The organism is Roseivirga spongicola (assembly GCF_034376045.1).
GTDB lineage: Bacteria > Bacteroidota > Bacteroidia > Cytophagales > Cyclobacteriaceae > Roseivirga > Roseivirga spongicola.
Genome location: NZ_CP139724.1, coordinates 3610531 through 3623655 on the forward strand (window position 1 = coordinate 3610531; position 13125 = coordinate 3623655).

A 13125-nucleotide genomic window follows, 5' to 3' on the forward strand; every position below is an offset into this window, starting at 1 on the left:
ATAATATTACGCATAAAGGAGATTGATTTTTGACAATCTCCTTTTTTATTATCTTCCCCTCAAACCTTAAAACAATGCTCAAAAAACTCATTTTGTTTGTCCTCTTACTCGTTTCCTTCACCTGTCTGGGTCAAAGCGATTTAGATAAGAAATTAGGTAATCATAGATTCAGATTTATTGGCCCAGAAGGTAACAGAGCTATTGCTGTAGCAGGAGTTCCGGGCGACCCAATGGTCAACTACATTGGTGCAGCTTCTGGCGGATTATGGAAAACCACTGATGGCGGCATCAACTGGCGTCCAATTTTCGATAATCAAGACATCTCATCCATTGGCTCTGTGGCCTTAGCTCCCTCCGATCCTGATCAAGTTTGGGTAGGAACAGGCGAAACTTTCGTTATCCGTCCTGCCCATGCCATGGGAAATGGAATCTATTTCTCACCAGATGCAGGCCAGACTTGGGAACACAAAGGCTTGGAAAAAACAGGTAGAATCGGACATGTGGTAATCCACCCTACCAACCCAGACATTGTTTATGCAGCTTCATTAGGTCACACATATGGTCCTCAGCAAGAGCGCGGTGTGTACCGCACCAAAGATGGTGGAGAAACTTGGGAAAGAGTTTTATTTATAGATGAAGGAACTGGTGCATCAGATTTAGCCATCGACCCAGAAAACCCAAACATCATCTATGCTGCTATGTGGTCTGTACATATCAATACTTGGGGATTGAATAGCGGTGGTGCCGGAAGTGGAGTTTATAAATCTACAGATGGTGGCGATACTTGGGAACCTTTAAACAAGTATGGCCTGAAGTTCGGTGCTGATAGAATTGTAGGAAAAACATCGGTAGCACTGTCTCATAGTGACCCAAATGTGGTTTACGCTTTGTTCGAAGCAGAAAGCCCTGAAGTGTGGAGATCGGAGGACAAAGGCATGAGCTGGACATTGATGAGCCGTGATCATGATTGGAATGAAAGAGCTCCTTATTACACCCGATTACGTGTGAATACTGGTGATCCGAATGAAATCTATTCTATGTCGGTTCGGTTCGTTCACTCATTAGATGGTGGAAAAACTAGGAACAGAAGACCTCCAAGAGGTGGTGGCGATAACCATGACATTTGGATCGATCCAGAAAACCCTGACCGCTTTATGGTTGCTCACGATGGTGGGGTAAGTATGACCCTCAATCATGGAAGATCTTTCCAAAGAGTGGTACTTCCTATCGCGCAGATGTACCATGTAGCAGTAGATGATAAAATTCCTTACAATGTATTCGGTAATCGTCAAGACGGTTGGTCCTACATGGGACCAAGCAATTCATTACAAGGCTACATTCCGCTTGGTTTGTGGAAAGGCGTTGGCGGCTGTGAAAGTGGTTTTGCTCAACCAGATCCCAACGACAATAACATCATCTGGTCGGGTTGTTACGATGGTGGTTTAGAAAGACACGATATCAGAACAGGTCACTCGAGAGAAGTTAGAGTTTGGCCAGAAGCTGGCTACGGTTGGGCTCCGGCAGATATGAAATATCGTTGGCATTGGAACTTCCCGCTAAGCTTTTCCCCTCACACTAAAAACAGAGTGTATGTAGGTAGTCAGTACGTTCATAAGTCGGACGATAATGGCCAAAGCTGGCAAATCATCAGCCCAGATTTAACCCTAAACCTGAAAGATCATCAGCAGAGTTCTGGTGGGGTAGCAATTGACAACCTGATGACTTTCGATGGTTCTACCCTATTCGCCATTGAAGAATCGCCTTTAGAAGAAGGCTTAATTTGGGTGGGCACAAATGATGGACAAGTTCAACTCACCAAAGATGGTGGTGAAACCTGGCAGAACCTAACAGCCAATATCACTGGTCTTCCAGAGTGGGGAACTATTGCCAACATTGAAATTTCGAAGTATCAGAAAGGCACGGTTTATATCTCAGTAGACCTTCACCAAATGGGTGATTTCGATCCATATATTTATAAAACCACAGACTATGGCCAAAGCTGGAAGAAGATTTCTGACGGAATTCCTTCGTCTGAGTCGAGCTTTGTACATGTCATAAAGGAGGACCCAAAAAGACAGGGAATGCTTTATGCTGGTATAGACAAAGGCATTTATGTGAGCTATGATGATGGTTCAACCTGGGACAGATTAAGACTTAACCTTCCTCCTGCCCCCGTTTACTGGATAGAAATTCAAGAGCGTTTTGACGATATGGTGGTGGGTACCTATGGTCGTGGATATTACATATTGGACGACTTAGCAGCACTGAGAAATGCTGATCAGCTAGATGATGAATTGGCGCTGCTGGACGTCAGAGACACTTACAGGTTCAATACTCGAGAGAGCATTAAAACCGATGGAGGAAGCTTCAATTCAGGTCAAAACCCGCCAAATGGAGCTATTATCAACTATTTCTTACCTGAAGGATTTAAGGGTGAAGTGAAAATAGAGATCGAAGACCTAGAGGAAAACCTGATCAGAACACTCAGCCCAAGGTCTAGAGCAGGTGTAAACAGAACCACTTGGGACTTAAGACACGAGCCAATTATTCGAGCCAAGCTTTTAACTCAACCTCCTGGCCGCCCGTGGGTGCAATTAAACGGAGAAGGCTGGAGACCTTTAGTACAATGGGATTTAGACCTAATGGCGGGTCAATACGGACCAAGGGTTGCTCCAGGTTCGTATAAAGTCAACTTGAAACTAGAAGACGAAAATGGTGACTTGATTCAAGAAGTTTCGAAAATGTTTGATGTGTTAAAAGACCCTTATTCTGAAGGAACTCAAGAAGATATTGAGGCACAGGTTTATTTCTCCCTTCAACTGCGAGATGCAATTAACGTTGCAGTAAGTAATATTAATGCCGTAGAACAACTTCGCAAGGAACTCGAAAACATCATAGATGAAGAAAGTGACAAACGCACTCAGAAAGAGGCAATGAGACTTCTCGGAATTGCCGAAGATATAGCTGGAAAATTATATGACATTCACCTTACAGGTGCACGTGAAGATGCATTTAGAAGCCCTATCAAGCTTTACGGAAGATTGAGTGCTTTGGCTAGTGATATCAACGGTAGTGGCATAGACTTCCGTCCAACCAATCAACAAGGTGAAGTTTATGAAGTGCTAAATGGAAGACTTCAAAAAGCCGTTGAACAATTCGATCAGATTATCAATGAAGACATTCCGAAGTTCAACAAGGCGCTGGAAAGAAAGAACAGGACGATTGAAATAGAAAAAGCTGGGAAGTAATAGGTGTAATATCCCCATTTACACAAAGAGCGCAGAGTTTAAACTTTGCGCTCTTTGTTTTTTTGGAATCTTAAAGGTCTTCAGGCCAATTTAGTCATTGCGAGGAGAAAGTTTGACCTGAGTCAAACTTGTGACGCGACAATCTGTCCGTTCTTGGCACGATGCACATAAACAAGCGGATTGCTTCGTTACAAAATTTCACTTTGTTCTTTTTGCTCCTCGCAATTACGGTACCTCGGCTATTCCGGACTTATCTTTTCTTTTTATAAAACTACCAACTCGTCACCGTTTGATACGAGGACAGTAGAAAAGTCGATTTACAATCGACATAAATAGTATAAAAGGCTTAAGACTGTAAAGGCAATACCTACCCTCTCTTAAAGATTAGCTTGTTATCAGTAGAAGATTCAGAATCGAATAAGTAGCCTTCAGAATCAAAAGCTTGAAGACCTTCAATTGTCTCGATTCGATTTTTTATGATGTATTGAGCCATCAGCCCACGGGCTTTCTTCGCCCAAAAAGAAATGATCTTATAGGTACCGTTTTTATTATCTAAAAACTCAACATCTACCACATTCATTTTAAGCGCTTTTAGGTCGACTGCCTTGAAGTATTCTTGAGAAGCCAGGTTCACCAAAGTTTTCTCTTTCAACTTCTTAGACTGCTTATTCAACTCAATGGAAAGCTTATCTGCCCAATAGTTGTAAAGTGTGGTATAGTCATCGAAAGCTAATCGAGTACCCATTTCCAATCGGTAAGGCTGAATCAAATCCAATGGCTTTAAAATGCCATACAAACCAGAAAGAATTCTCAACCTGTCTTGAGCATACGAAATATCTTCATCAGAAAGCGCTTCAGCCTCCAAGCCTTGATAAACATCACCCTGAAAAGCATAAACTGCCTGTTTGGCTCTTTTAGAGTTTTTGCTCTTGGCGAACTTTCTATACCTATCTACATTCAACTCCGCCAGATTCTCACTCAAATCCATCAACTCTTGAATGTCTTCAGGGCTTTTTTCTTTCAGCACACCAATCAATTCCAGCGCTTCTTTCTGAAATTTTGGGTAAGAATGTTCCTTATCGCAAGGCGTTTCGAAATCGAGTGTTTTAGCAGGAGAAAGTACTAATAGCATATTGATTGTTCTTTATGCAAACATACAACCTGAGTGCTAAAAATGTTCGTAGGAATGATAGCTTGTTTCAATATTGTATAGCGATTTGCGATATGGGTATTGAGTACAAAGTACAGAGTATTGAGTATTGAGACTCGCAAGTGCAACACCCTCAGTGTCTCCTAAAATGGACACTGAGGATCTAAGAGACTCTGATTTGGAGAAGAAAGAAATGACTCAAAAACCCTCAATTCCTTCCCGATGCTTCGGGAAGGTCGGGGGATTTACCTATTCATTATTAGATTCAATAAAATTTCTAATCTGTAATATCAAGAGTATCATCCCAAATCCGTATTTCTCAATAACCAATACTCAGGTCTCAATACTAAAACCCTTAACTTCGCAACATATTATTCAAAATGAAACAACTTATAACTTCTGTTTTCCTTTTAGCTTCCTTCCTGTTTTCAGGCACCATATCAGCACAAACTCAGCAAGAAAAGGATATCAAGAGACTCATCATAGGCACTTGGGAAGGCACAATTTCAATAGAGGTTGATGAAGAAGGAAACAAGGTTGAAATACCTAAACTAAGAAGCTTTGGTTCTGAGGAAAATCATAACAACGAAGAGCAGGATAAAAATGACTTAGCTTTTAATTTCAATTCTGCATTTGAAGGTCGTGAACTGTTTGAAGGAGAACCTATTCATTATGCATTTATCTATGATGTTTCTGCCGACACATTGCTTCTCGGCAGTCAAAAATGGAAAGTGGTTAAAATTGACAATAACGAACTTCAGCTTCTGGAAATCCCTGAACTCATACCGCTTAGAGGGTATAAGTTGATGTCATTTAAGAAAACAAGCTCAAAAGGTTTCGAAAGTACGAGATATGAATTATTAGAGGGTATTAAAGGTGAATGGGTAACCAAATCCGTTCAACCTGTAAGAACCGAAGGAATTGCTATCTATGAGGAACCTGTGACCATCCTCGATACTTTATCGGCTCCCATAACCGACCCGGTGTTTTCACTGAGTTTTTCCAACAACGAACTAGTTATTGGACAAGATGAAATTGGACCTATGGGTACCTTTAAATATGATGTTGCGGATAGCATGATTAATTCTGATGGAATTCATCTCTTCTCAATTTTTGAGATAAAACCAGAGTCTTTAACACTGCTGGGAATACACGGAACAGAAACACAAGGCAAACCTTTGATGATCTGGAAACTAGAACGTAAAAAATCTAACTAACCGAGCTTCTCTCCAGTCAAATTACTGCATACTAGAATTCACTAAATGTCCTTCGACTACCAACATATAGACCTTCCTGTTAAGGAAGTAGTTTCTGATACCAGAAAGCATCTCGCTGAAAAGAACACCATGATCGTAAATGCGCCTCCGGGTGCTGGAAAAAGTACTCTTCTGCCACTCACTTTGATGGAGGAACCTTGGCTCAAGGGTCAGAAAATAATCATGCTGGAGCCAAGAAGATTGGCTGCGCGTACCATTGCGGAACGCATGGCTTATTTCCTCGGAGAGAAAGTTGGCGAAACGGTTGGCTACCGAATTCGATTTGACAATCGAGTTTCTGATAAAACGAAGATTGAAGTCGTTACCGAGGGTATTCTTACCCGAATGATTCAATCAGACAATGAGCTTTCGGGCATTGGAATGGTCATTTTCGATGAATTCCATGAGCGAAGCATTCATGCCGATGTAGCCCTAGCACTTTGCCGTGAAGCCCAACAGGTACTCCGTACTGACTTGAGAATTATGATCATGTCGGCCACGCTGAACATGCCTCAACTGACAAGTCTTTTGAAAGCTCCTGCGGTAGTCAGCGAAGGAAGGCAATATCCTGTAGAGGTAAACTATGAAGGCGATATCGATGAATTCTTAATTCCTGAACTGATATCGAAAACCATAACAAAGGCTGCAAAACAGCATGATGGCGATATTTTGGTCTTCCTTCCAGGACAAAGAGAAATCCAGAAAACAGCAGACTTACTCAGAGGCAGTTTACGCGATATGGCCATTCACCAACTTTTCGGAAGTCTTCCGCCACATAAGCAACAGGCAGCCATAATGCCTGATAGAAATGGGAAACGAAAAGTGGTACTGGCTACCAATATTGCCGAGACCAGTTTGACCATTGAAGGCATTAAAGTGGTGGTTGACAGTGGTTTTGGAAGAACTTCCAAATTCGATCCAAACTCAGGTCTGTCTCGTTTAGAAACAGTCCGGATTTCTAGAGACTCAGCCGATCAGCGGGCAGGCCGGGCTGGTAGACTAAGCGCAGGACATTGCTATCGCATGTGGTCAACAGTGACTCATCAGCGAATGGCTGAGCATATTGTACCAGAAATTATGGAGGCCGATCTGGCTTCATTGGTACTCGATATGGCGCAATGGGGAATTATTGATGCTCAACAGATGACTTGGCTAACTCCACCTCCTGCCGGTCCATTGGCACAGGCAAGAGACTTACTTCATCAGCTTGAGGCCTTAGAAAATGGCAAGATCACTGAGCATGGTCAAAAGATGTTGCGTTTGCCTTGTCACCCAAGGATTGCTCATATGCTATTACTGGCAGAAGAACATGATCATTTAGCTTTGGCCACTGATATTGCAGCTTTGCTTGAAGAACGTGATCCGCTTGGAAGAGAAGCCGGAATAGATATCAATACCAGAATTGAAGCATTGAGAATGCATCGCAGGGAAAACCGTGATGGAAAGAAGCTGGCGCGAATAGAAAAAATAGCAGATCAGTATCGAAGGCTGTTTCAGATTAAAGCAGAGAATGATTTTGTCGATCCGTATGAAACAGGTGTTTTGATTACCCATGCTTACCCAGAGCGAATCGCTTGTGCTCGACCTGGTAATAATGCTCAGTTTCAGCTATCCAATGGACGCTATGCTATGGCTGGCCACAGAGATGATTTGGCTGCCGAACCTTGGCTAGCAGTTTGCCATATAGATGCCCGCGATGGAATGGGTAAGATTCATATGGCCTCTCCATTGAATCCACGTGATTTGGCACCGTTGGTAAAGGCAAAAGAAGTTATTACTTGGGATACTGAAGATGGTGGACTGATTGCGAGCAAAAATTTGTGCATAGGAAACATTGTATTGCGAAGCACTCCTCTGCCAGACCCTGATCCTTCTCATTTGGTAGAAGCAATTATTGAAGCTATTAAGAAAGAAGGCGAAAGATTGCTAGACTTTAATGAGGAAGTAGCTCAATGGCAAAGTCGCGTATTATCGCTCAGGAAATGGAATCCTGACCAGCAATGGCCAGAAGTCAGCACCTCTTCACTCCTACAGACCTCAGCTGAATGGCTAGCTCCTTATCTCAATGACATTCGTAAGCCTGAAGACTTGAAGAAGCTCAACCTGAAAGACATTCTTCATCACAGTCTCAGCTTTGAGCAGCAGAGCCAATTGAATGACTTGGCACCTGAAAAGATTGAAGTGCCAAGTGGCTCAAGCATCCGACTGGCATACCGAGATAATGCCGAAGCTCCTATCCTTGCCGTGCGTATTCAGGAAGTTTTTGGCTTGGCCGAAACTCCTAAGATAAATGGTGGAAAACAGGGTGTACTAATGCATCTACTTTCTCCAGGTTTCAAACCCGTGCAAATCACCTCTGACCTTAAAAGCTTTTGGTCCGATGCCTATTTTGAAGTCCGCAAGGAACTAAAAAGGCGCTACCCTAAGCATGTTTGGCCAGATGATCCTTGGAATGAACCCGCTATTCGTGGGGTTAAAAAGAGAAAACAGTAATCGGTTGAACGGAAATTGGGGAATTAGGTAATTGGTCAGTGGTCATTTGTCAATAGTTATTGAAGGAGTTTATGATTGCCAAGTGATCTAACCCCATGCTTAGTGATTTTCGAGTTTTATTTGGGCTCAACTTTGAGCCCAAATGAAACATCGAACAGGTTTATTCATTCCTAAGTACTTCAGTTGGGTTCTTTCGAGTACTTAAATAGCTGTGAGCTCCTAGTATGAGGGTTGCAATCAAAACTATGATGGCTACTGAGCTTATACCAAAGCTTCCAAGACCTTCTATTCTATACGGAAAAGCTTGGAGCCATTCTTCTACCAAGTAAAATGTAGTGGGAATCGATACTAGAAAGGCTACAACCATCAGCCCAACAAAATGCTTATTGAGCGTTTTTAAGATGTGGAAATAGTTGGCACCCAACACTTTTCTAATTCCGAGTTCTTTTTCCCTAGCATTACTTTCAAAAGTGGCCATGGCGAACAAGCCAAGGAAAGCCACCAGAATAACCATACCTGTCAGCATATTAAAGATGGTTTTGAGCGTAGTTTCAGCATCATAAAAGTTAAAGCCTTGGGTTATGGTCTTCAGTTCTGTCATGCTTGGCGCAGACTTTAGGCCAAACTCTTGTTTCATGGCCATTTCAACCTGAGCCATAACATCTGCCTTATTTCCAGCTCTGAAACTAAATTGAACATTATAGAAACCTCTTGGATAGTAGGTAAGAGAAGCGGGTTGAATCTCCGATTTAGCTGTATCAAAGAAAAAGTCCTTTACTACTCCTACTACCTTAGACCCATCAGGCAGTTTAGCACCTAAAGCTGGATTGAGAGCTAGCTTCTTCTTAGCTGTTTCATTGATAATAGCCGCATTTCCAAGTTCAGATTCTGGTACTTGTGTAAAGTCCACTCCCTCAAGAAACTCCAACTGAAAAATCTCATTAAAATTCCTGTCAACGAAGCCTGTAAAAAAGGTCATCGCAAACATTCTACCTTCTATCTCCACCATCGATGGCGGAGGCGGAGGCGGAAAAATGGGAAGTGTAGCAGAAGTAACCACCTCAATTTGAGGAATGGACTCTAGCTTGTTTTTGAGCACTTCATATTCCAAACGCTGACCTTCTTGTCTAACACTCATAGACATAATATTTTCCTCATTGTAACCTTTATCTATGTTAATGAGGAAGTCAGCTTGGCTTCTGATAGCTAAGGCAGCGATTAGAAGACCTGAACAGATGATAAACTGAAATACAATCAGCGACTTTTTAAATAAACCGGCTTTAGTTTTAGGTTGAGCTCCTCTTAATACTGTTGACAAGTTGATAGAGCTCAACATAAATGCAGGATAGACGCCAGAAATCAACATGACAACAATAAGCAACACTACTGGTAATACTAGCTGTGATGGAGACTGCAAAACATTGAATGAAAGCGACTTACCTATTAGGGAATTGATATAAGGTAACGTCATTTCTACGGCTATGATGGCTAAGACTAAGCTCCAAAATGAAACAAAGAGAGTTTCCACCATTTTGTTAGATACTAAACTTGTCTTTGAGGCACCTATCACCTTACGAATACCCATTTCCTTGCTTCTGCTAATTGAAGCACTAGTAGTAAGGTTGATGTAATTGAAGCAGGCTACTAGAAGAATTAGCGTTCCTATTAAACTGAAGATGTAGACATACTTCATCTGACCGCCAAACATATCCCTATTAAAGCGCTCAGTTTGTTGCTTCAAATACAATTCTGAAAATTTGAGAAACTCATAGTTGGCAGCTATATCCTCAGCACCATTTCTAGCTAAAATCGTTTTGGTATCCTCATAGAGCTTATCGAGCTTATAATCTCCTTTTAGAAGGAAGTAATTGTATCCCGTTCCATAAACCCACTCCCCCTCTGATCTTTTATATCTAGAGCCTGGATTATTAATTGAAGCCACCATATCGAACCTCAAATGTGAATTTGCTGGAATTGGGTTTAGAACACCCACCACCTTCAGTTCACCCTGGCCTTGAATGCTTATCATTTTGTCTAATGGGTTCTCCCCAGAGAAAAGAGATTCTGCCAATTCAGAAGAAATTACTACATCGGTTGGCTCAGAAAGTGCAGTGGTTTCGTTACCATACTTCAGACTAAAATCAAATACTTCGAAAAGTTCTGGTGAAGAATAATAGAACTGCTCGGTCTGAACCCACTCTTCACCTAGCTGATAGTACTTCCAGTTGTTTCGGCTAATATTTACAGCACTTACTACTTCAGAGCTTTCTTCTTTCAATGCCTTAAGCAAAGCATAAGATGGCCTAACCTTGAACTTCTCTCCATCCTCTCGCTGCATTTCCAAAGAAGACATGAAGATATTATCGGCATTCTCATGCCATCGGTCAAAAGTCAGTTCATCCTTTACGTAAAGTGCCGTAATGAGAAAACAGAACATACCAATTGCCAGGCCCGAAAGGTTGACAAGTGAGTAAAGTTTTTGTCTCTTAAAGCCTCTATAGCCTGTTTTTAAAAAGTGTTTTAACATATCTGTTAGTTTTATGTTCTAAGTTTTAGGTTTCATGTTGGCTCAACTTTGAACTCATTTATTCATCTTTTAAATAGTTAACTGTCTTAGTGTGATACACTTTAACCACCTGAAAAAGCATAGCAGGAATAATTAACAAAGCTGTAATCATTAAAACCGGAGCGTAGTTTAAGGCACCAACATTGATCTGATATGAGAATTGAGCTAGCCAATCGTTGATCCACCAATACGACAATGGAATGGCCACCAGAGCACTGATGACAAGGTATCTAAGACCACTTTTGTTGATGGCTCTATTTAGATCGATCAGATTCGCGCCTAGCACCTTGCGAATGCTGATTTCCTTCACTCTTCGCCTCACCGTATAGGAACTCGACCCAAACACTCCGAAGAAGGAAATCAGGAGGGCAATACCGGTAAAAATCTGCATCAAATACTTGATCACCTTCTCCGAAGCATAGATTTTGTCGTACTGCTCATCAAAGAATCGGTAAGTAATCTTGCTGCTTCCTGTTACCTCTTCGTATCGCTCGAGCACATCATCCATAGCAGCCTGAATATTATCTGACTTTAGCCGCATCAAAATCCATCCAAAACCATCATGCTCGAACAATCGAATGGCCAGAGGCTTAATCAATTCTCTTTTCGATTCTGCATGAAAATCGGCCACAACACCTATAATCTCCTTTCCGTTGAATTTTTTACCTATCGGTTCATCAAAGCCCAAAGCTTCCACAGCAGTTTCGTTTAGTATTGTGTAATTCTTGTGGTGTTCGAGGTTTTCTAGTGGCCTGCCTTCTATCAAATCGAAATCAAATACCCCCAGAAATTCTGCATCGGCTGTATACTGAATAAAATTCAGTTCCTCTTTCGCTGCATATGTTGGGCGGGCATGCTCTACCGGATAAGAACTTGATATTGCAGCATGCTGCACATATGGGCTCTTGACGAAAGTAGCTTTCAGTTCATTCTTCTTGAAAATGGACTCACGTGTATTCACTGAGACCATCAAAACATGCTCTTTGTTAAAGCCCAGATTCTCGTTTTGAACAAAATCTAACTGTTGATTGACAAACAAAGTAGCTGCCAATAGAAAAACGAATACGGCTGCTTGAAAGCAATTAACAACATAGATAAATGATGTTCTTCGGAATAATGCTGAACTACCATGTGCTTTAAAATTGCTCAAGCCCCTTCTAGAAGCTATATAAGCAGGATAAAGTATGGAAAGAAAAGACACAAGCACAACTGCACTAAAGCATTTCGATAGAAGTGTTAGGTCACTAAAAATTTGTACACCCAAGCTCTTATTGATTACACTTTCTATTTCCGGAACTGAAACCTCTATTATGATCAGAGCCAGAATAAAAGCTGATGAAGTAAGTATTACAGACTCGAAAAAATAGTGGCTGATGAGATTCATGGTTGATGCACCAACTGTCCTTTTTACGCCAATCTCCTTAACTCTTTCAACTGATTGAGACAGGGTAAGAGAGCAGTAATTCGCAAGCGAAGCGAAAAGAATAACCAAAGCAATAGTGCTAAATATCAGCAGGTAACTTTCATCTGTCTGGTCACTGAAGTGGTCATTGGTGGCTAAGTCGAAATGGGCTTCTTTAAAAGGCTGAAATTCAAAACTTGATGGAAGTTCCTGATGAACTACTCTGGTGTTGTATAACTCAGCAATTTCATGAGCAACTAACTCTCTTTGTTCACGGGTGACACCCTTCTTGAATAACACCACATTATTAACGATGTTATTCCCCCACATTTTTATAAAACTTGTTTTACCTTCTACCGATGGATAGGCTCCCATCAGAGAGGTGAGACAATCAAAACGAAGTGAAGAACTTTCAGGAATGTCTTCTATCACTCCCTTCACTATATATTCCTCCTTGTTAAAACTACTAAACACGCTTCTCCCAATTGCCTTCTGCCCTGTTTCAAATAATGCCTTCGCTTTACTTTCTGTAATGATTATTGCACTATGATCATTATCAAAATCTGGGTACTGACCATATTTAAGTTTGAAATCGAATATCTCATTGAATTTAGAGTCGACCTGAAAGGTATTGTGGCTAATGGCCAGATCTTCGGATATTGTGGAATCGGATACAAATTTGCTTCCTCCAGATAATTCATATCTACTAAAAGCTTCTATAGCTGGATAATCAGTTGCTAGTTCTACCAGAATAGGCCCTGAAGTTCTGGTTGATTTCTGGGCGGTACCATCCCGTTCTGTTACAATTGCCAAGTGCTCAATCCTATCCAGTTTTGAATGAAACTTGTCGAACGCCCTCTCCTTCTTTACAAAAAGGAAAATGATCAATACAGATGCAAAACCAACCGATAAACCCAATAGGTTAATGAGGGTGTAAAACCGATTCTTGATCAGTCTTCTGAAAGCGAGTTTAAGGTGGTTCTTTAGCATGTTTATTAGTTTTATGTTCT

Annotated in this window: 6 protein-coding genes; 3 read left to right on the forward strand and 3 right to left on the reverse strand. The window is 41.3% G+C overall.

Annotated features, from left to right (window positions below):
• Positions 1-74 precede the first annotated feature (74 nt).
• Positions 75-3248: a WD40/YVTN/BNR-like repeat-containing protein gene (locus tag T7867_RS16145; RefSeq protein WP_068222029.1), complete on the forward strand. Its 3174-nt coding sequence runs from the start codon at positions 75-77 to the stop codon at positions 3246-3248.
• Positions 3249-3615: 367 nt separating this feature from the next.
• On the opposite strand, the gene yaaA is transcribed toward T7867_RS16145, so the two are convergent.
• Positions 3616-4380 carry a peroxide stress protein YaaA gene (yaaA, locus tag T7867_RS16150; RefSeq protein WP_068222027.1) on the reverse strand — a complete coding sequence of 255 codons (765 nt, stop codon included), beginning with the start codon at positions 4378-4380 and terminating at the stop codon, positions 3616-3618.
• A 398-nt stretch (positions 4381-4778) separates the two neighbouring features.
• Here yaaA and T7867_RS16155 point away from each other — a divergent pair, with 398 nt between their 5' ends.
• Positions 4779-5615 carry a hypothetical protein gene (locus T7867_RS16155; protein ID WP_068222025.1) on the forward strand — a complete coding sequence of 279 codons (837 nt, stop codon included), beginning with the start codon at positions 4779-4781 and terminating at the stop codon, positions 5613-5615.
• A gap of 45 nt (positions 5616-5660) precedes the next feature.
• Entirely contained in the window at positions 5661-8147 is a 2487-nt protein-coding gene (gene hrpB / locus T7867_RS16160) for an ATP-dependent helicase HrpB (protein WP_068222023.1), read from the forward strand.
• Between the two features lie 160 nt (positions 8148-8307).
• Here hrpB and T7867_RS16165 read toward each other — a convergent pair whose 3' ends face one another.
• Positions 8308-10674 (reverse strand): ABC transporter permease, encoded by a 2367-nt coding sequence (locus tag T7867_RS16165; RefSeq protein WP_068222021.1) that lies wholly within the window; start codon positions 10672-10674, stop codon positions 8308-8310.
• A 58-nt stretch (positions 10675-10732) separates the two neighbouring features.
• Entirely contained in the window at positions 10733-13105 is a 2373-nt protein-coding gene (locus tag T7867_RS16170) for an ABC transporter permease (RefSeq protein ID WP_068222019.1), read from the reverse strand.
• Positions 13106-13125: the final 20 nt, after the last annotated feature.

Excerpts from the sequence above, each read along its gene's own strand:
- T7867_RS16145 (WP_068222029.1), top strand. The coding sequence starts at position 75 with ATGCTCAAAAAACTCATTTTGTTTGTCCTCTTACTCGTTTCCTTCACC.
- yaaA (WP_068222027.1), bottom strand. The coding sequence starts at position 4,380 with ATGCTATTAGTACTTTCTCCTGCTAAAACACTCGATTTCGAAACGCCT.
- T7867_RS16155 (WP_068222025.1), top strand. The coding sequence starts at position 4,779 with ATGAAACAACTTATAACTTCTGTTTTCCTTTTAGCTTCCTTCCTGTTT.
- hrpB (WP_068222023.1), top strand. The coding sequence starts at position 5,661 with ATGTCCTTCGACTACCAACATATAGACCTTCCTGTTAAGGAAGTAGTT.
- T7867_RS16165 (WP_068222021.1), bottom strand. The coding sequence starts at position 10,674 with ATGTTAAAACACTTTTTAAAAACAGGCTATAGAGGCTTTAAGAGACAA.
- T7867_RS16170 (WP_068222019.1), bottom strand. The coding sequence starts at position 13,105 with ATGCTAAAGAACCACCTTAAACTCGCTTTCAGAAGACTGATCAAGAAT.